We start from the raw sequence: 19,313 nt of genomic DNA on the forward strand, positions 1-19,313 counted from the left end.
TATTTGCGGTAAACGGCGGGTCAGCAAAGCGGTTTTATCTTTCCAGTCAGCTCGCCAATATCGCTGACGATCAGATCGGGTGCAGGTGTCAGCGGATACAGTGCCTGCCCTTTGCGGGTAACAAATGCAGTTTTCATGCCTGCACGTTTTGCTCCTCCCACATCCCAGCCATGCGCAGCCACCATCATGCACTCTGAGACGGGCTTGCCCATCTCTTTCATCGCTTACTGATGCGCTGGGGAGACTCTATCCGCTGAAACAGGCATGCAATGAGAACGGGGACTGTGAAACGTTCATGTTTGCAGAAATGTACTGCGGCGGGATAACGGACATTTATGCCCGTATCGGTGTACGTTACTTCCGCCTGCTTAATTACACCCACATGACCGATGCTACCTTATGCAGATTGCCTGATTGAAGCCGGATTTAATCCATCAGTTCAGATGTCCGTCAGTTGATTTGATATTGATCCTTTCACGGTGGATATGGCGTTTATACAGCTTTCCCTGCTGGGCATTGCAGCCGAGGTTGTCACCGGTAATACGCTGACGCTGGAGTTTAACCGGGTGCGCTATACACCGGCTTACTATCTCAACGATTTTGAAGAACGTCTCAAAAGCCAGCGCCGGATCAAGGCGATGCTGGATTTTATCAGGGCAATGTAGGCCATGGACAAAACAGCAGGAAACTACATGGTAGGGAAGCAGTGGTTATGGGTTTGTATGGGGTGCATGAGTAATGCAGAAATTGCACAATATACGAAATTTCGTATAATGAGGTGATGATGCGTAAGAAAATCAGTTTTATTGACAGCAGTCTTGAGGAACTACGGGCTTTCCCGGAAGAGGCCCGGACCGCATCAGGGTATCAGCTTGACCTGATCCAGCAGGGACTGGAGCCGGACGACTGGAAGCATTTTGCTACGGTAGGTCAGGGAGCACGTGAAATCCGAATCCGGGGTAATGACGGCATTTTCCGGATCATGTATGTCGCCAAATTTGAAGAAGCCGTGTATGTGCTGCACTGTTTCCAGAAAAAGACACAAAAGACCAGCCAGAGTGACGTAGAACTTGCCCGAAATCGTTATCGCCGATTGGTTGAGGAGCGTAAAAAATGAATATTCAGACTTTTGATAATGTGTGGGACGCTCTTAGCGAAACGCCAGAGCAGGCGGAAAATATGAAACTCCGCGCCGAGTTAGTAGGCCGCCTGAATAGCTGGATTAAACGTAATGGCCTGAATCAGGCCACTGCTGCTGCTGCGCTGGGCGTTTCACAGCCCAGAGTGTCCGAGCTGGCAGGAGGTCGGATCAACTGCTTTTCAATTGATAAGCTGGTCAGCATGATGTCACATGCCGGACTGCACATAACCAGTATTGAGATAAGCGAACCAGAGGAAGCTTGAGCTGCCTTTTTGCACCGCGCGAACTGCCAGGACGGTAGCCCCTTCGGGGCAGGATAAACCCGGTGCTGATGCACCGGCTATACCCTTTCACCTGACCGTCTTCATCCCTTCCCATCTGACGCTGATAGCTTGCCGTTTCTGCTATCAAGTGACACTACCAAATTGGCCATCTGCAGAAGTGCGCATAATGTAATTTATGTTAAATGAGATATTAACAACGCACTTACTCGCATGGATACTGCTCCGTTCTTTCCTGGTGTTCCGGCAATCGCACTGCCCTGCGCTTTCGAACTGATTCCTTCAAACTTACTGCCTGATAAGAACCCGGACGACGATTCGGTCCGGGATTGGTTTTATGATCGGTCAGTTATTTGAGATGCGAACGCAACTCTTCACCCGCCTGATTAATGGCTGTACTGACCGTAGGTTCCTGACTTAACGCGTTCAGCAAACCGTAATCATGAACCATGCCATTGTAACGCGTCACGGTAACGGGCACGCCTGCTGCATCCAGCTTACGGCCGAACGCTTCACCTTCATCACGTAACACATCCAGCTCTGCAGTCTGAATCAGTGTTGGCGGCAGTTACAACAAAATGCACTTAACATCAGTTTTATATTTAAATACTGTCTGTATTGAAAATGAATTATCTAATGAGTTTTAAGTATGGCCACATCGAAGCGAGTATATAAGTACTGGTTACACTTTGTTGATAACTTAATCTTCATTCACACTCAGTCGCAACGATAAAAATGCCCCAATGAGCGATAGAATAGCACATAACCCATATACAGCAGAATATCCAGCATGGCCAGCGATAAGTCCACATATAGGGCCCGTAACCATATAAGCCATATCCTGGAAGGCGGAAAATCCTCCCGCGGCCATCCCTCTGGCCTCAACAGGCACACGCTTCATTGCTACTACGCCCATTGCCGGGAAAAAGAGTGAGCAACCTATGCCGGTGATCGCGCTGCCCAGCAATGCCATTGTCTCTGTACCTGATAAGCAAATGATGACTAAACCCAGAGCTTCCAGTAGCAGCGAAATTGCTGATACGCGGATCCAGCCATAGCGTTGTGGGAAATGGCCAAAAAAGATGCGCATCAGTAAGAACATCACACCGAACATTGTGATAGCGAAGCCTGGGTTGATCCACTGCCGGCTTTGAAACAGCAGGGAGATAAATGCGCCAATAGCAGCAAAACCACTCGACTGCAGTGAGAGAATAATCCCGGCGGGTAGAATCTTCGCTATTACGTACATCATTCGAGGACGGGCTTTGTTACTTTCTACGACAACGGTCGGTACTGGTGCGTTAATCAACAATGCAATAAAAGGCAACATCAGTGTGACTAGACTGAGTGTCAAAAAATTAGTGTGAGTATAGAGGAAGTAACCGATGGGGGCTCCGGCAGCAAGTGAACCAAAAGTACCTAATCCCTGCCAGGACATAACTCTTGAAAGGTGTTTATCGCCTAGCAGATGAAATCCCCAGGCCATATTGCCGGTCAACAGCAAACTCTCTCCATATCCCATGATGATACGGGCAATTAGTAATAGTACAAACTTAACCATGATGCTTGTAAATGCATATCCTGATAGCAAATATAGTAAACAAGCAATGGCACAAAACAACATGCCTCGCCGGGTGGTATAACGTCCACCATAAGTATCAGCAAGTTTACCTGCGTAGCCACGAGTAAGTATTGTGGATAAGAATTGTGCGCCTATGACCATTCCCACAGCGAAGTCGTCCATGTGCAATTCATTGTGAACATAAAGTGAAAGCGCAGGCAATGGTAGCGAGATCGTAAGATAAGAGAGGAACACAGCAAGGGTCAGTCGGAATAAATAACGTGTTCCTTTTGCCTCATAATCAATTCCTGCAGCAGAAGAATCCATAGAAAATCCTTAAAGGAAAAAGGGTTGATCTCGTAAAAAAGCGTAATTTAACTATGTGGTTGATCATCAGTTAAACATGGAACTGTAGGTAATGTTTATGGCAGTATGATGACATTATTACTACTAGGATTAAGGCTACAAGAGCAGTAATCGGTTTACATTTCCAGATATGATCTGAGCGTAGAGCCGATATAATTGCTGCGAATTAACCCGCGCCTTTTCAATTCTGGTATAACTAATTCAACGAAATCATCCATACCTCCTGGTAACCAAGGTGCCATGATGTTGAACCCATCTGCAGCGTGCTCACGAAACCAATGTTCCATGTGATCGGCAATTTTTCTGGGAGAGCCAATAAGCAGTTTATGTCCCCGCGATCCCGCAAGATGTCTATACAATTGGCGAATTGATAACTTCTGCTCCTGAGCCATTGAGACAATACGCTGTTGCTTACTCTGGCTTCCTTCAGTAAGAGGCAGCGAGGGTAGCGGGCCATCTAGATCATAATGTGAGAGATCAATCCCTCCCAGTTGCATTTCAAGAAACGATAGTCCGACGCTTTCGTCTATCAGGGACTGAAATTCTTCATATCTATCCTGAGCCTTTTTTTCAGTAGAACCGATAAAGGGTAAGATACCCGTCATAATGGCAGGCTTACCTGCATCACGCGAAAAAGCCCTCGCCTGCTGTTTCAAGCCATGATATTCCTGTTGTGCAGCCAAAAAATCATATTGTGCACTGAAAATGACATCGCATGTCCTGGCAGCCAACCTGCGCCCGGCTTCAGAGGTGCCAGCCTGTACAATGATAGGTGGCCCGCCTGGGCAGGCAGGAATATTAAGGGGGCCCCTGACCTGAAAAAACAAGCCATTGTGGTTAAGCGGGCGCATTTTCCTAACATCAAAGAATTCACCGCTTTGCTTATTATAACTGAAAGCGTCTGCATCCCAGCTTTGCCACAGGCCTTGTACTACGTCGACAAATTCTTCGGCACGTTTATAACGCTCGTCATGTGGGGGGAAAATTTCGTTGCCAAAATTTTTCGATTCAAATGGATTTTGTGAAGTAACCAGGTTCCATCCCACGCGCCCATTGCTAATATGGGCAAGAGAAGCAAACTGTCGGGCCAGATGATAAGGATGATGATAGGTCGTCGAAGCGGTAGCGATTAATCCGATATTTCGTGTAGCAGCGCTCAGTGCTGCAAGCAGAGTTATAGGCTCAAACTGGCCAACGTATCTGTGCGCACCGCGGCTGAGAACATGCCAGTCGTCTCCTTTTACTGCCAGGCTATCGGCAAAAAAAATAAAGTCGAAGCAGGCTTTTTCTGCGAGCTTTGCAAAATCAATGCATTGCTGAATATCCACACCCGCTCCTGGCATGACGTCGGGATGCCTCCAGGCCGCAATATGGTAGCCAGTCGGATACCAGAAAGCACCAAGCTTCATTATTCTTCGTTGTTTAGTCATATCAACTCTTATACAAGCTATAGAATATGTTTTTGAGAGGCGATCAGAACAGCAGTTTCACCGGTAACAATATGCCGCGGCGCAATGAGTAAGCATCTTCAAATTCGCCTGCAGCGATAATCAGTGAAACCGTCGACGTTTTATCAGGCAGAGGTATTGTTAGGTAACAGCTATATGCGGAATCCGTAACTTCGTAATCAAAGTGATGAGCGGGGAAATGGAGAGATTTTTTATAATAGCATCCATCAGCTTGCGCCTGAAATTCCAACGGCTGGTTAAAAATATCAATATACAATCTGCGCGAAATACAGTCGGATGGGGAAGTTATTACTAAACGTACAACCAGATGATTTTTCTTGAGAGAAAAATTAACGCAAACTTCGGGCCACCCCTCCGATCTGACATGCAGGACAGCACCTTGATGTGGCGCTGACGTTGAGACTTTCTTATGTTTAACATCAATAAATGCCTGTGCAGACTGCATATTAAGTGGTGTGAAACCCAGAGCATTTACGCTTTCTTCCGTTGTCAGGTGTCGGAAAAAAACAGCGTTGTTTTTTCGATCAAACACTTTCAAAAAACCACTCCAGACAAGTTGCTGATATAAAAAATCTGGCAGGTTCTTTTCATGGTTAATCAAGAGACCTTCAGGTAACAGGTTAATACCGGTGGTTTTGCGCACCATCTCGCACATCCAGGATACACAGGTAATAGCATTTGTCTTATTCACTATATTCAGGAATCGGGAGAAGTTAAAATCTTTAGAACGAAAATAATCTATAAGCTCCGCAATCTCGCTAAACCGAATCGGTGGTTTTTTTCGTGCTGTAACAGAGGATTTTGAAATAAAATCGCGATGAGCATGTGCACAAAGGATAATCGCGGCAGCAGCTGCGTCCGGATAAAACACATTTTCTTCACCGGTATATGTATCCTCCAGAGCATTGAAAATAATATCTTCAACCCTGAACTGCCCAACCTGTAACGCCCTGCCGTGCTTTATGAACGTGTTACCATCAATAATTTTCGGTATCTGTTGTGCATCGTCGTTCAGAAAATACCATACCGGGTAAAAAGCATGAAGATCCATTTCAATACCCATAACGGTCACATTCAGTAGCTCATGAGGTGATACTTTTCGAAATTCCTTAAGCTGTTGAGCTTTTATGGTACGTATCGTTTCGGTTGGGGAAAGCATAATAAAATCCACATCGTTACTTTCCCGAATGTGGTGAAGATCCCGGCTATGAGCATAGGCCGTCAGGCCTTTTAGAATAACAATAGGCTTTTTATCTGTATTAAAATCCCGAACAAATGCGGCGATAACATCGATATGTTTTGCAGCCTGATTAATAAGATGCTGATGTCTTTCCTCCAGGGCCTGCAAAAGCGCTACACTCGCCCATGCCGGTTTCTCCCGACGAAGAGTCTGCAATGCTCGTCCTGCTATACGATGCTGTCGAATAAGTGTCAAAAAGGCTTCATCTCCCAAGCTCATACAGCTTACCGGCACATCGCTGCACCCCGTTAGCCATAAAAGCAGCGACAACTGCTCATCTTCATCGTGCTTTTTAGTCACCTGTTCCTCCTGACACGCAGATCCAGTTTGGCTTGAAAATTTATGTTTCGATTTTATTAACAACTCTCATAAATGCATATTGTTCGTCAAGTTCCTGTTGGCAATAATGTCACTACCAATGGGTATGCTATTGAATAAAAGGATAAAATTATCATTTTTTGCGATTTTATATTTTTTTGGAGTAGGTCGATAAAACGTGTACATAATTCTTTCACAAAATATTCACAAAAAAACATTAGCAAAAGCACTCTGTTGGCGTGCTATTTTTTTCTGGCCGGGACCAGTTGCGGCACCTCTTTGATGTGGTGGCATGAGGAAATTCAATACTGGAGTCTGTTATCAGGGCTTTCAAGACGTTTTGCTCACGCTAGTCAATCTGACGGTTGTTACTGCGGGCCCCAGCATTCAAATTAACGGTTAATTGAGGATATAAGCATGAAAACAGCTCTCAAGCACAATCCAAGCAATAACTTCAATCTGAAAAACGAGCAAGTTAATTTAACCCATACATTTGCTAATGAGCAATACGCAGATTTATCAGTTGCTCAACTGGAAATTATGCGTTCCAAAAAAGAGTCTGTACCTGCTTCTAAATATGGTATTGAAACTATCTGCGGCGCGAGTTGCGAAACAGGTGCTCAATAATATTCATTCGTTAAAACAGCATTCTGGAGTTATGGTGACGCTCACTTATGACAGGTGATACTCCCCGCTTCGCGCTGTTCTGAATGCAATTATTCTTAATAATAACCCAACTTGCGGGGAAAAATAATTCTTCAAAGATGGGTTATTTCTATAATTTATTTAGTGTTAAGGAGTTGCTATGTTTGAGAAAACAGCAGCAAAGGAAAGTAGCCCAACGATCTCTGTGGTTACAGCACATGGACGTCAGTCGCTGCTTTCAGAACCTAACGAGCGTTTGATTGATGTATTGAAAAGAAACAGCGTGCCTTGGTCTGCTGTTTCCATTTATCAGTACAGGGATGGTGATGAAAGCATGCAGTTATCATCCGGACTTGAAAAGACATTATCAGAATTTGACTCCGACCACCTGCTGCTTTATTTCAATCGTAATGTAAATCCATTCAAATTTTTGCCAGAAAATTTTAAGATTGTAAAAAGCGCTGACCAGGCTAATGAATCTACAGAATATTTGTACCAAGATTACAATAACGATCAGTCTACCGCTCAGTCCTTTCTTAAGAAACTCTCTCCTGAAGAATGCCAGTCTGTTATCGCTGCACGCGTCGCGGACACGATTAAGGATCACATCCCTGCCGGGGCTGATTTAGTCGTTGGGGTTAGTGGTGGGGGTGACAGTAATGCACTCCTGCATGGTTTAAGCCTTATTAAAGAATACATCAATGTTCATCCAGTTATTATTATGGGAATACCGGATTGGGACAAAGGAGTGCCCCGAGCAACACAGTTATGTGAAAAATATCAGCTTGAACTAAAAGTGATTGCCGAAGATGAGGTTAAAAGCTTGCTCGGCATTCCTGCTGATGGCGAGAGTCTGATTGATCGCTTTGAGCGAAACTTTCAGGGCGACGATTTTGAATTTTTAGGAACCCTGCTCATTCGGCTCGCACTCAGCAACCATGCCCGCCAGCTAGGAACCGACTGGATTAGCACAGGTTTGAATCTCGAAGATGTACTTTGTGAGAACATTTACAGGATTTCTAACGCCATGAAACCTGCTTCCTGTCCGGTGCGTGAAATTGGCGATATGAAGCTTATTATGCCGCTGTGGATGTGTCCTAAACGAATCATAGATGGATGTTTCCCAAAATTCTCTCTTGATAATTACGATGCTAGATATCCCTGTTTCTCACTGGGCCGAAATCTTTACTACAGCATTGTTTACAACCTGCAGTCTTCATTTCCGGGATTTACGGAACAGCTGGCGCAGGGCTTGTCCACATTAGCTTCCAGCGATCCTGTCAAGTATCACCTTGATGACCAGTTGGGATTTTACGTGGAGCGTATGGTGCCTCTCGCTTTGCGCCATAAGTTTCAACGAATGCTGAAAGACGCTATCGGTCCGAGCATTGACGAGCAAAGCAGCACGGTAGAGAAAACGTAAGCCAACTGCTATTCAGGTAATTCTGTGCATTATTAGAGGGGACTATGCTGATTAACTTATTGGGATGCGACGGTGCCGGAAAGTCAACGCAAATGCGTGAGCTGCTTCCATGGCTGGAAGCGCGAATCGGTAAAAAAGTGGCAACGATAACCAAAAAGGATGCACTTAATCGCGATGAGTATCCTGAGGCACGTTATATCAGCAGTAACTATCGAATGCTGATGTATGACATTTTGCCGGAAATGCGTGCCGAAAGTCGGGCTATGTTTATCTTCAATTTATTTGCCATCCAAATTTGCCAGCGCCCCCCACAGCAAGGAACAGTGCTTTTTCTGGACGGTGGCTGGCAGAAACACGTTGCCACTGAGGCGGCTCTTGGCTTAGATGAAACCTGGCTTAATAATCTTGTCTCTTTTTTCCCTCACGTCGACCTTACTTTATTTCTAGATGTCCGCCCAGACGTAATTCTTAGCTGGAGGAAAGAAAACGATGAGGTACATGCTCCTTATGAATGTGGAAATCAACCTGTTTGCAGTGATGATGCTTTTCTGAATCACATGAAAAAAGTGTATGGAATATTAAAGCGCCAGGCATCAAGTAATAATTGGATAATAATCAACGGTGAGAGAGATGCCGGGACTGTACTGGCCGATCTTAAGTCGGTCATACATGAATATTTACAACGTCATCCTTTATGTTAATGGCAGGTTTGCCCTGTGTACAACTGGAGAGAAATATGGAGCTTGAAGTTTCATTAAGCGGTGAATTACCAGATGAAAGAATTTATCAGGAGGTTTCTGCTGTCGGTTTATTACGCGGTGAATATATTTTCAGAAGAGCCGGTAAATACCTGACAGCAGATGAGGGACCACATTTACTCAGAGAATATATTAAAGAGACACTTCGTATTTTCCCTGATAAGGATGTCTGGTACCGCTTTGTCGATGCACCCGCTAACGAGATTAATATGCTCGAAGGTTATGATGAATACGTACTGGAAGAGTTTCCAACTATTGGGCTTCGTGGCATGCGACGGGCGATGGAACTTCCCCATAGTTTTGAAATTGAATTTAACGTGGTGAGTGAGTTGGCAAAAGAGCACAAAAACCTACACATAATGTTTCCCTATATTTGTGAGATGGATGAGATAGATTTTGGCCTTGAGTATGCACGAAAATATTCATTCCCCAATAAGATCTCATGCATGATGGAAACACCCGCGGCTTTGTGGCATGCACGCGAAATTGAAAAACGTGGTATTGAACATTTTCTGATAGGAATGAACGATCTTAGTAGTCTGGTCGTGGGAGCCAGTCGTGGCAGTGGATATGACCGTCACAATCACCCCGCGATTTTAGGTATGCTCAAAACGTTAAGGAGTGATTTAAAGAATAGTCGTCTGAGTATCGCAGGATATATGAAACCGGCGTTTTATGACCTCGCTAAAGAGACTGGAATGGATGCTATTTCTGTTCATTACTCCTCATTCCCCGCTTTTTTTGGCGAAAAATTCAAAGATTATCGCGATATGGATTTTATGCTGAATTTCAAAAAGTCAGATAACCGTAAGCGGCTGCGATTGTGGGCGCAATCATTGCTTGATGTTGCAAACGACAACGATTCAATGACTATCCAGGGACTCCACTGGCATAGAAAAGGATAAAGGAAAACCTATGACAACTGCGGTTGAGAAAACGGTTATTGCAATCGTTGGCGGAGGCCCACGCTCGGTCTATGCGCTTGAACGACTGCTTGCCCAGCTCAGAAGTGCTGAGCTACATGGGCGTGTTGAAATCCATGTTTTTGAAGCAAGTGGCCGCTTTGGGGCAGGCGTTGCACATAGTGACTGTCAGAACCCTGTAAGTTACCTCAACCGCACAGCTGACCAGATCGCATTTGCAGCAGATGAATCCGTAGCGGCTGCATCCACCAGTCTGCTTCCTACAGCACTCCGCATGCCTTTTCTTGAATGGTGCCAGATGCAATGGCGACATTCGGGCAATAACATCTTTAACCTGCAGGCTCAGGATGTGCCCCGTAGGTATTTGCATGGTATGGCATTGCGTGCATTTTTTGAGCGTTATGCATCTGAACTCCGGCTGATTAAAGGTGTATGTGTTATCGCTCATAACGAAGAGATAACAGGTATTGTCCATGAAGGCATCGGTTTTACTATGTCTACGCCGCAGCGGCAAGGTGGGCTCTTTGCTCACCATATTTTATTCATTACAGGACACACGCCTTGCCGACCGGTCGCTAAAAGTAATGAGTTCCGTTTTGCTCGGAACTTTAATTACATCTCTTGGGCTTACCCCCTGGAGAAGAAATTAACTGAATGTCAGGTTGCGGCACGAGACAGCATTGCATTAATTGGCATGGGCCTGACTGCGATTGATATCTGTCTTTTTCTTACCGAAGCTCGGGGTGGAACGTTCATTCGAAAAAAATCCGGAAAGTTGAATTTTCAACCGAACGGTAAAGAACCACGCGCAATTTTCGCATTAAGTCGCAGTGGAAAAATCTATGCTACACGCCCCAAGAACGAAAAGCTTCATCCTGAACAGTTCCACCGTGCCGTATTTTTTACTGTCAGCGCCGTCTCTTTATTACGACAGAACTGCGGCAGATTGCGCCCTGCCCTGTACGGAAGGCTGCAGCAGCAGCTGGATTTTGAGCGGGATATATTTCCGCTTATCGTACTTGAGATGGCGTGGGTCTACTATCGTACGTTACTGGGTGAACAATGGATTTCGCGTCAATTTTCCGCTACCAATGCAGTTTATAACGCCTATTTATCCGCGCAAACACATCGGGGGAAACCAGATATTGCGTACTTACTCGCTCCTTTGCAGCGAGGTTTTGATGAGCTGGTTGAACGTCTTTGTGCAGTGCGTGGTGATGGTGACAATACCTCCGCGGAGGATGCAGACGCTGCCAGCCATATTTATCGTACGCTTACCGATGAAATTGTTGATAAATCGCTTGCCCCCTTTCGTCTTCGTGCACTGGGACGTGAAAAAGTAAAATGGCAGCACGCCTTACGTATAACTGCTCATAAGTTTGACTGGTATAGCATTTTTTATCCCTTTGCTAATGCGTTCCCAAACTCACCCCGTGAAAGAAAACAGCAAATTCAGATTTGGCTAAGCAGAGACCTTGATGCGGCGCGGCAGGGCAACATTCGCAATCCGCTTAAGGCATGTTGCGATAGTGTCTGGCGTGATTTACGCACCGTATTCTCAGCTGCCTGTGACTTTGGGGGGCTGACGCCAACATCGCAGAAAAACTTTATCCAGCAGTGGCTACCGCATTATAACCGCCTTTCAAATGGTGCCGGCATTGAGGCTATGGAAAAGCTGGAAGCGCTTGTGCGTCAGGGGATCGTCCGCTTGCCTGGGTCAGTCAGAATAAGCAGTCATGTTGCGGGTAAAACATTTACCTTGCGTTATAGGGGCAGGAAGCAGCGTATTGACCACTTGGTTTGTGCACGGGTACATCCTTTTGATGCGCGTTATCAGGTAAATCCGCTTTATCCCAATATGCTGGCAAACAAAATTATTACGTTGTGGGAAAACCGGCGTTCTGAAACTGACTATTATGTTCCCGGTGCCGTTAAGGTCACGTCCGGCTTTCATCCGTTGAAGCATGACGGGAGCGCAGATGATCGCCTAACTTTTTTAGGCTCACCTGCAGAAGGAGTCTGCTTTTTTCAGAATACGGCTGCACGTCCGTCAGCGAACAGCGCGGTGCTCAGCAATATGCACCATTGGGCAGTTGAAGTGGTTAATAAGCTACGGGCTGTTACGCACGCTGTACTGCCGGTTGCCACAGAAGAGGTGGAAAAATGAAGTTAGCGCTCCCTCCCACCTCAGGAAACATAACGCAGTTTCGTCACTGGATACAGCAACGTATGCTTCAGCGACAGGGCAAGAAGCGAAATCTGGTTATTTTTGCTGTCGATGGTATTCATTACAATCTGGCTGAACAGCTCTGGCCATCGGCGAAAATAGCCTGCTGGCAGGCCGTTTTTCCACCGACATCATCCACATGCTGGTTATCCAGCCTGACTGGCAGACGGGTTGACGAACATGGTGTTGCTGGGGTGGTATACAGGCCTCGCACTGATAATTCTGCATTGATAAATATATATGATTATCAGGGCGCAGGAGTTATACAACCTGAAGCGAATATTTTTACAGACGCTGCATATTTTGGCTACCTGCCTCAGGCCATAGCAGGCGATCTGCTTCCCGTCGCCGGGGCCTGGACGCGGGCTCTGCTGACGGGGGCGGTCAACGTTGATCATACTCCCTTCTTCACCCAATCTCCGCTTCCTTCATCCGCGATACTTATAGCCGCTGTGGAAAAGGCTATTGAGCGGGCGCTGAGCCAGAGTTTCCCTACTTTGATATGGTGTTTTATCGATCTCGATCAATATATACATCATTATGGATATGATGGCTTAGTTGCTGATTTTCTTATTAAACTTGAAAAGTTGGCTCATCGGCTAACCCTGCAGCAGGTGGATGTTATAGCGCATGCTGATCATGGTTTAGTCCCCACGCGTCATGATGAAAGCGTAGCAAGGATTCTGAACGACCTCAGCGAGAAATATTCTTGTCCCATGGGAGGGGCAGGCAGAACACGCTGGTTCTATACCGATCCGACGAATTTTACATCTTTAGAACAGGCGCTTCATTGCGCTTTGGGCAATATTGCTGACATCGTATCCGCTGAGACTATGCTTAAGCTGACTGGTTTTGATGCCATCGGTAATCTTCTGGTTATTGCAAGGGGGGAGACATTTATTACTCCGGAAGGCTATCGATACGATCACGGCTCATTATTGCCTCAGGAGCTCAACGTTCCCTGTGCGCTATGGGAGTCAGTATGTTAACCAGAGCTATCGAGACCTATCAAAATATCGCAAAGCTTGAAGATACATCCGATCATTTAAACCTTGCATGGACCCAAGATGAGCGAGACCTCATTGAACCGTCGATTGCTCTACTCCTTTCCTCATGTCTTACTCAGGAGCTAAGTAATCTCAGAGATATTTACCACTACCCTGTGAACGACCCATGGGGTGAGCAACGCTTGCGTTCAATATTACGACACTACTTCTCCCTGCCGGATACTGACTTTTCGCTGTCCTGCGGCGCGGGTGTCAACTCTCTACTTGCTTCGTTAGCTACCCTTCCGGAAGCGTGTAATGTGGCGGTATATGGCGATATTTATCCTGATTTTATATGGTGGTTAACACAAGCCAAAAGTAACATCTGCTGGTTACCTGATGGCCAGCTAGATGAAATGTGCCACACAGCCAGCCGCCAGCATGCCAGTATGGTTTATCTTGAACGGCCAGCATTGCTTGCTGGAATATTTGATGATCTAGCGTCTCTAAGGCTATTTTGCGGAATGCTGGAGCAAAGGGGCATTCTGCTGCTTATTGATGAGTCCAACGCTAACTACCATGCACCGAGCTTTAGTAGTGCTTCACTGCTGAATACATTCTCTAATCTGATTGTTCTTCGAGGCGTCTCAAAGGCATGGGGGCTGGGAGGACTTCGGGTCGGTTTTTGTATGAGCTCGTCTAATCTGGAAAAAAACATCCGCCGGGTCGTACCTCCAATGCTCAATCCGCCTTTAACGTTATCAATGGTTGCAGCGCTTTTGGGCTGTGGAGACACGACACGCCGTCTGCGGAGTCAGATTATGTTAAGTAAAACTCACGTCCTCGCAATGTTATCTGCCAAAGGGGTGACTCCTGCCAGTGCCGCTTTACCTTATTTTTTCATTGATGAGGAACTGAGAGAGCGGTTCGATAAGGCCGGTATACGTACTAAAAATCATCTCTTTTATCGATCACTGAATGAGCGAAGCACGCTGATTCGCATGAGCGTTCCTTTAGCGGAGGACCGCATGGTTGAGTTTTCACGTCGCCTGGGGGTGGATTTTGAAAATTGACCCCTTAATCCTTCAAACGTTCGATCAGTGTTCAGTCACTCATATGATGATGATAGTGGATAGGTTTTCTCTTTATGACCGTTACCAAGCATCAGCGGGAATTCAGAAAGCCGCAGAAGTCATTGCGAGTGCGGCACGCAAGGCAAACGTGCCGTTAGTAGAGATTCATCAATTCAAGGCGGACAACCAGCCGCAATGGTGGAGTTTTCGCGCGCCTCTTTCCTGGACTCCCCTGCGCGCCAGGATGACCATGCAGGGCAGCCCTGCATTCGTTATTGATCACGTAGCACTACCTTTTGCACTGGCGACATACTCACATGCGGCTTGTGGCAAACAATTTCGTTTATGCAGTCACGACAAAAATATTTTGACTGCCCGAGATGTGGTGGTGATTCCAGCAGCCGATTTTTTTTTACGAAATTGGGAACATGACCTGAGTACACGCGGTGCGGCAGGTTTTGTCACTGATGCATTTGCTCGTTATGACGAATATAAAGACTGTTTCTATCGGGGACGTATAGAGCTCGCACCGGGATCGCCCCTTTTTGCGTTCAGTTTGCTGCCGAATGAACAGTCACACTTACTGACGGCTATTTCATCCTCTGACATTGTAGAAATTGATATTGTTATTGATACGACAGAGGATATGCCCGTGTTCTCTGCCTGTTTGCCGGGAATAGAATCACAGCATGAAATATGGGTCACCGCTCACCTTTGCCATGCTCGTGCAGGTGCCAATGATAACGCTTCCGGGGTTAGCGTAATGATTGAAGCCGCCAGATTAATCAACCAATGGCAGGAAGCAAACCTTATTTCGCCGCTTCGTTATACACTCAGACTTGTCTCAGGTCCGGAATTTACCGGAATTGCTGCATTGCAGCACGAGATGCGTCACAAACCTGCCCCTCTTGCGGTTATCAATCTTGATATGGTGGGCGAAGATCAGGAGCTTTGCGAATCGCCTTTTTGCATTGAACGTCCGCCAGTGTCATTTGACGAGACGCTGGTGAATATTTGTGAAGCATTAGCATCTGAGGTATTTGTCCATACATGTTCAGAAGGTGGAAACTGGATGTTTACGTCATTTCTAGGTTTTTCCGACCACGCCCTCTTTATGAATCATCATGATACTCACAGGAATGCCCCTGCAATTCAGATTGGGCACATTAACGATCGTTTCAACCATACTGCGGCAGATTCAACTGACAAAGTTTCTCCATTGGAGCTTAAGCGCACCCTTGCCGTTGTAGTTCCTTTAATCCTTAAATTGCAGAACTATTCTCCTGAACAACTCTCCCTTAGATCTGATTTTCCCTCAACAGGGGTTAGTACGGTACCAGAATGGTCTGGCCCCCTTAATTTGCGTGATTTTATCGAATCACTGCCTAATAAGATTCGCATGCCTTTTCAGCATCGGGTGCGCCATAACAAATTTTATCTCGCCTTGTTACATAATTGTCTGATTGTCGGCTGCACTGGTCCCTGGGAGCTTGTTTTTAACGATATTTGCAATAATTTAGGTCTTCCTGAAGATGATGATCTGAAGGATCTATTTAAGGAAATGCTTTCTCACAATTACCTGGCATCAGAGGAAAATAAATGAAAGAATCTCTTTCTCTTTTTACAGATGAAAACTTTCGGGAGGAGATGCGACGTACTGGCCTTGAGATACCCAAAGAATATTTCAGTGGTGCTTTGGCTTGTACACGTGAAATACGAACCGCAGTAGCCTTATTAAATGCTCACAGACGCCCATGCGAGGAGCCCGCAAACGGATTTAACCTTAGCGCCAATCTTTCAAAATACAGGAAAGATCATGAATGAACCCTTGCACCTTCTGCCTGTATCCGAGTTGGGCCGCCGCTTGAGAAGCGGTATGATAAGCGCTTCACAGCTTACTGAATACTTCCTGAATCGAATCGCACGCTTCAATCCACATGTGCATGCCTTTATCCACTTCGATCCAATACAGGCACGTGTGGCAGCTGAACAAGCCGACCGGGAGCTCGCTTTGGGAGTGAGTCGGGGGCCGCTTCATGGTATTCCTTATGCGCTGAAAGATATTTTCGATGTGGCAGGTACGGCAACAACATGCCATTCGTATCTGATGCGAGATAATATCGCACTTACCAACGCATCTGTGCATCAGCTTATGAAGAATGGTGGCGCAATTTACTTGGGGAAACTAGCCACACACGAGTTTGCTCTTGGTGGACCTGGATTTGACCTTCCTTTTCCTCCCGCCCGTAATCCTTGGCATCTCGCTCATTTTACCGGAGCCTCATCATCTGGTGCGGGCGCTGCAATCGCAGCTGGGCTTTGCCCTGTCGCACTGGGGTCAGATACAAGTGGTTCTATCCGTGGTCCCGCTTGCCTTTGCGGCGTAGTGGGGTTTAAACCGACCTATGGGCTTGTTTCTCGGGCAGGCGTATACCCGCTGTCTTGGTCACTCGATCACTGTGGTCCATTAACACGATTTGCAGCAGATGCCGCTCTGGTAATGGACGTTATTGCCGGCCAAGATGATCGAGATCCAACCACGGTTTGTCAGGCTTTTACGTTTACGAGTGAAGAGCCTGCTGAGCTTTCAGGCGTTAGAATAGCTTGGCCGCGCCATATGTTGACTGAATCGTCATATACAGATTCAGATCTAATTGAATTAATGGACATGCATGTTGCAACGTTACGTGCTCGTGGGGCTATTGTTGAAGAAATTAACTTTGAACATTATGCGCTATTCAATGCCTGTGGGAGGGTGCTCATGAGCGCAGAGTCATTTACTATACACCAGGATATGTTAAGAGGCCGGGCCCGAGAATATGGCAGATACACATATCAGCGACTCATTGCTGGGGCCGCTGTTTCAGCAGCGGAACTGATAGTAGCTCAGCAGATCAGGGCAGAACTAACCGGCTGGATTAACAACAGAATCTTTTCAGATTATACATTGCTACTTTTCCCCTCTTCATTACGAGCTGCCCCAACGTTTACAGAATTCGGGGCGGATTGGCCCCCTGATCCTGGCGTAGTGCCCGGCCGAACAATACCTTTCAATGTCTGCGGGAACCCGGCTATTAATCTTCCCATTGGTCTTTCTGCTAAAGGCTTACCACTGGGCATACAGATGGTTGGCGCGCCGTTTGATGATAAAAATCTGCTTAATTTTGCACGTGCGTTTGAAGGACAGGTGATAATGCCTGCCGCTCAGGAAAGTCTTTTTACTCGTGAAGAATGTCCCAGCTGAGTCCTGTCTTCAGGGAGAGAACCGCAATACTAGGAATGTATAGGATGAGCAATAAACACAATTAAGGAATAACCATGGATGAAATACCCCTTATGTATGATCGTATTTTGCTGACAAATGACGATGGAATTAACGCACCGGGAATGGCAGTACTTAGACGCGTAGCGGAACAGTTAGCTCATGAAGTTTGGATCGTGGCACCCGCATATGACCAGAGCGGAACTTCACATTCGCTGAGTCTTCACGAACCTCTTCGGGTACACCAGACAGAAACGCGTTGTTATGCCATTTCCGGTACGCCCGGAGATTGTGTAGTATGGGCAACACGCTATCTGATGAGTAATAACCCGCCTGATCTGCTGCTTTCAGGCATAAACCGCGGGGCGAATATTGGAGCTGAATCGGTTTTGTCCGGTACTGTAGGTGCTGCGATGACTGGAATGCTGCTGAACATTCCCTCTATCGCATTGAGTCAGGTATTTAGCAAACGGGATGAAATTAAATGGGATACCGCGGAGGTCGCAGCTCTGAAAGCACTTCGGCAGGTACTCAGAAAACCTTGGGCTGGAAGTTGTCTGAACATAAACATTCCTGATGTGCCTCCTGAAAAACTAGGAGAGATAGTTTTTACAGAACAGGGAAAGGGAAATCTGGAAGATATCAGGATAACATCTCATACCGACCCCCGTGCAGAATGCTATTTCTGGATATCACTTTCTCGTTCAATATTGACAAGTGATTCAGGATCTGAAGCAGCTGCTATTATTAATGGAAATATAACTATCACTCCACTTCAGTTTGAACGAACGCAAAAAAATGTGCTTAGGAAGCTCCGAAATTAATAACATTGAAAATAGTTTTACCTGACTTGACATAAAAAAGCAAGCAAGGTCTATATATCTTTAAAAAATACCAACCATCTCAATCTGTTCATTAAAATTTTTGCGGGTGAAGTGAAGGGGTTTATGCTTAAATTTTAGAGGTTAACTTATTTTTATAGCAAAAAGGTTAATTAAAGGTTGTTTTTTGGTATCTACTGCACCTGTCATGATTATTTTTTTGTCGCTGGGGTTAATAAATTAAAAAAGAATAATGGTTGTCTTTTTTTTGAATTCTATAATGTCTTTGCAGTTAAAATAATGATGGCATATGGTAAAAGTTGACTATGAGCTACACTGCTTTTCCTTTTACGAAATAGTCTTTAATAGTATAAAACAGCGTGCGAAGGCTTCCTATCTTACTTCAAAATTGAAATTTATTACGCATAAACTATATAGACACAACTTATGAATAGACATAACTTCTGAGAGTTTTATGTACTTCGCGAAAAAGTACATACAGTGTTAAAATGAGAAGCGTAACAAAATCTCATTAGTTGCAATTGGCCCTGCGAATTATCGGCAGTATTTGAGGGGGCTCAATATCATCAGAGCAACAAGATACGCTAATCCACTTATCAAATCGGGCTCAAAATGTAGTTTATGGTAAATTGTAGCAGAAATAGCCACATCGGTTCCCAGCCGTATTGACGGTGTTTTATGATCCCATTACTCATCGGGCATTGCAAAGTGCGACGAAGAATGATTATGCTTCGATTATTAGAGATCGTACGATGAAGCAGTAAATCCGAAAAAATTAAAAATAATCCGAACGGCTAC

The 19,313-nt window shown here is 45.6% G+C and carries 17 protein-coding genes and 2 pseudogenes; 14 read left to right on the forward strand and 5 right to left on the reverse strand.

The genetic code is table 11. The features are described from left to right. Positions 1-20: 20 nt before the first annotated feature. The gene (locus FOV68_RS21315; RefSeq protein WP_255473732.1) at positions 21-221 is read right to left on the reverse strand and encodes a hypothetical protein; all 201 of its coding nucleotides are present in this window, start codon (positions 219-221) and stop codon (positions 21-23) included. Positions 222-389: 168 nt separating this feature from the next. Here FOV68_RS21315 and FOV68_RS21320 point away from each other — a divergent pair. The 3 genes and pseudogenes from FOV68_RS21320 to FOV68_RS21330 all read left to right on the forward strand — a co-directional run. After that, a pseudogene (locus FOV68_RS21320) lies at positions 390-665 on the forward strand (SAM-dependent DNA methyltransferase); the annotation flags it as partial. Between the two features lie 119 nt (positions 666-784). Continuing rightward, positions 785-1,117, forward strand: coding sequence for a type II toxin-antitoxin system RelE/ParE family toxin (locus FOV68_RS21325; RefSeq protein ID WP_062759687.1), 333 nt, complete (start codon positions 785-787; stop codon positions 1,115-1,117). Continuing rightward, complete coding sequence (locus tag FOV68_RS21330; protein ID WP_022624282.1) at positions 1,114-1,404, forward strand: helix-turn-helix domain-containing protein; 291 nt, start codon at positions 1,114-1,116, stop codon at positions 1,402-1,404. The genes FOV68_RS21325 and FOV68_RS21330 overlap by 4 nt, the downstream gene beginning before the upstream one ends. Before the next feature lie 367 nt (positions 1,405-1,771). Here the strand turns inward: FOV68_RS21330 and FOV68_RS21335 are convergent. The 4 genes and pseudogenes from FOV68_RS21335 to FOV68_RS21350 form a co-directional block, all read right to left on the reverse strand. After that, positions 1,772-1,990: pseudogene (locus FOV68_RS21335) on the reverse strand (alpha/beta hydrolase); the annotation flags it as partial. A gap of 132 nt (positions 1,991-2,122) precedes the next feature. Beyond that, the gene (locus tag FOV68_RS21340) at positions 2,123-3,310 is read right to left on the reverse strand and encodes an arabinose transporter (RefSeq protein ID WP_132499714.1); all 1,188 of its coding nucleotides are present in this window, start codon (positions 3,308-3,310) and stop codon (positions 2,123-2,125) included. 155 nt (positions 3,311-3,465) lie between these two features. Further along, positions 3,466-4,779, reverse strand: coding sequence for an LLM class flavin-dependent oxidoreductase (locus FOV68_RS21345; protein ID WP_143991513.1), 1,314 nt, complete (start codon positions 4,777-4,779; stop codon positions 3,466-3,468). Between the two features lie 43 nt (positions 4,780-4,822). Beyond that, positions 4,823-6,358, reverse strand: coding sequence for a nucleotidyltransferase family protein (locus tag FOV68_RS21350; RefSeq protein ID WP_143991514.1), 1,536 nt, complete (start codon positions 6,356-6,358; stop codon positions 4,823-4,825). A gap of 435 nt (positions 6,359-6,793) precedes the next feature. On the opposite strand from FOV68_RS21350, the gene FOV68_RS21355 reads away from it, so the two are divergent. The 11 genes from FOV68_RS21355 (at position 6,794) to surE (ending at position 18,497) form a co-directional block, all read left to right on the forward strand. Next, positions 6,794-7,003 carry a hypothetical protein gene (locus FOV68_RS21355; RefSeq protein ID WP_132499711.1) on the forward strand — a complete coding sequence of 70 codons (210 nt, stop codon included), beginning with the start codon at positions 6,794-6,796 and terminating at the stop codon, positions 7,001-7,003. A gap of 178 nt (positions 7,004-7,181) precedes the next feature. Beyond that, the gene (locus FOV68_RS21360; protein ID WP_132499710.1) at positions 7,182-8,444 is read left to right on the forward strand and encodes a hypothetical protein; all 1,263 of its coding nucleotides are present in this window, start codon (positions 7,182-7,184) and stop codon (positions 8,442-8,444) included. Between the two features lie 44 nt (positions 8,445-8,488). Then, entirely contained in the window at positions 8,489-9,145 is a 657-nt protein-coding gene (locus tag FOV68_RS21365) for a hypothetical protein (protein WP_132499709.1), read from the forward strand. A gap of 35 nt (positions 9,146-9,180) precedes the next feature. After that, positions 9,181-10,107: a putative PEP-binding protein gene (locus FOV68_RS21370; protein WP_161973544.1), complete on the forward strand. Its 927-nt coding sequence runs from the start codon at positions 9,181-9,183 to the stop codon at positions 10,105-10,107. A 10-nt stretch (positions 10,108-10,117) separates the two neighbouring features. Next, positions 10,118-12,292: an FAD/NAD(P)-binding protein gene (locus tag FOV68_RS21375; RefSeq protein ID WP_143991515.1), complete on the forward strand. Its 2,175-nt coding sequence runs from the start codon at positions 10,118-10,120 to the stop codon at positions 12,290-12,292. Further along, a complete protein-coding gene (locus tag FOV68_RS21380) occupies positions 12,289-13,341 on the forward strand; it encodes an alkaline phosphatase family protein (protein ID WP_132499706.1) in 1,053 nt (350 codons plus the stop codon). The genes FOV68_RS21375 and FOV68_RS21380 overlap by 4 nt, the downstream gene beginning before the upstream one ends. Further along, positions 13,335-14,411 carry an aminotransferase class I/II-fold pyridoxal phosphate-dependent enzyme gene (locus tag FOV68_RS21385; protein WP_161973543.1) on the forward strand — a complete coding sequence of 359 codons (1,077 nt, stop codon included), beginning with the start codon at positions 13,335-13,337 and terminating at the stop codon, positions 14,409-14,411. Before FOV68_RS21380 ends, FOV68_RS21385 begins: the two co-directional genes overlap by 7 nt. After that, positions 14,401-16,014 carry a DUF4910 domain-containing protein gene (locus tag FOV68_RS21390; RefSeq protein WP_143991516.1) on the forward strand — a complete coding sequence of 538 codons (1,614 nt, stop codon included), beginning with the start codon at positions 14,401-14,403 and terminating at the stop codon, positions 16,012-16,014. Before FOV68_RS21385 ends, FOV68_RS21390 begins: the two co-directional genes overlap by 11 nt. Then, positions 16,011-16,235: a hypothetical protein gene (locus FOV68_RS24080; protein WP_161973541.1), complete on the forward strand. Its 225-nt coding sequence runs from the start codon at positions 16,011-16,013 to the stop codon at positions 16,233-16,235. The genes FOV68_RS21390 and FOV68_RS24080 overlap by 4 nt, the downstream gene beginning before the upstream one ends. Continuing rightward, positions 16,228-17,655, forward strand: coding sequence for an amidase (locus FOV68_RS21395; protein WP_161973540.1), 1,428 nt, complete (start codon positions 16,228-16,230; stop codon positions 17,653-17,655). The genes FOV68_RS24080 and FOV68_RS21395 overlap by 8 nt, the downstream gene beginning before the upstream one ends. Positions 17,656-17,729: 74 nt before the next feature. Next, positions 17,730-18,497 (forward strand): 5'/3'-nucleotidase SurE, encoded by a 768-nt coding sequence (surE, locus tag FOV68_RS21400; protein ID WP_132499702.1) that lies wholly within the window; start codon positions 17,730-17,732, stop codon positions 18,495-18,497. The last annotated feature ends 816 nt before the right edge of the window (positions 18,498-19,313 follow it).

It is taken from the genome of Pantoea sp. paga (assembly GCF_007558755.1).
Lineage (GTDB): Bacteria > Pseudomonadota > Gammaproteobacteria > Enterobacterales > Enterobacteriaceae > Pantoea > Pantoea agglomerans.

Coding starts and splice junctions, on each gene's coding strand:
- FOV68_RS21315 (WP_255473732.1), bottom strand. CDS start 221: ATGAAAGAGATGGGCAAGCCCGTCTCAGAGTGCATGATGGTGGCTGCG.
- FOV68_RS21325 (WP_062759687.1), top strand. CDS start 785: ATGCGTAAGAAAATCAGTTTTATTGACAGCAGTCTTGAGGAACTACGG.
- FOV68_RS21330 (WP_022624282.1), top strand. CDS start 1,114: ATGAATATTCAGACTTTTGATAATGTGTGGGACGCTCTTAGCGAAACG.
- FOV68_RS21340 (WP_132499714.1), bottom strand. CDS start 3,310: ATGGATTCTTCTGCTGCAGGAATTGATTATGAGGCAAAAGGAACACGT.
- FOV68_RS21345 (WP_143991513.1), bottom strand. CDS start 4,779: ATGACTAAACAACGAAGAATAATGAAGCTTGGTGCTTTCTGGTATCCG.
- FOV68_RS21355 (WP_132499711.1), top strand. CDS start 6,794: ATGAAAACAGCTCTCAAGCACAATCCAAGCAATAACTTCAATCTGAAA.
- FOV68_RS21360 (WP_132499710.1), top strand. CDS start 7,182: ATGTTTGAGAAAACAGCAGCAAAGGAAAGTAGCCCAACGATCTCTGTG.
- FOV68_RS21365 (WP_132499709.1), top strand. CDS start 8,489: ATGCTGATTAACTTATTGGGATGCGACGGTGCCGGAAAGTCAACGCAA.
- FOV68_RS21370 (WP_161973544.1), top strand. CDS start 9,181: ATGGAGCTTGAAGTTTCATTAAGCGGTGAATTACCAGATGAAAGAATT.
- FOV68_RS21375 (WP_143991515.1), top strand. CDS start 10,118: ATGACAACTGCGGTTGAGAAAACGGTTATTGCAATCGTTGGCGGAGGC.
- FOV68_RS21380 (WP_132499706.1), top strand. CDS start 12,289: ATGAAGTTAGCGCTCCCTCCCACCTCAGGAAACATAACGCAGTTTCGT.
- FOV68_RS21385 (WP_161973543.1), top strand. CDS start 13,335: ATGTTAACCAGAGCTATCGAGACCTATCAAAATATCGCAAAGCTTGAA.
- FOV68_RS24080 (WP_161973541.1), top strand. CDS start 16,011: ATGAAAGAATCTCTTTCTCTTTTTACAGATGAAAACTTTCGGGAGGAG.
- FOV68_RS21395 (WP_161973540.1), top strand. CDS start 16,228: ATGAATGAACCCTTGCACCTTCTGCCTGTATCCGAGTTGGGCCGCCGC.
- surE (WP_132499702.1), top strand. CDS start 17,730: ATGGATGAAATACCCCTTATGTATGATCGTATTTTGCTGACAAATGAC.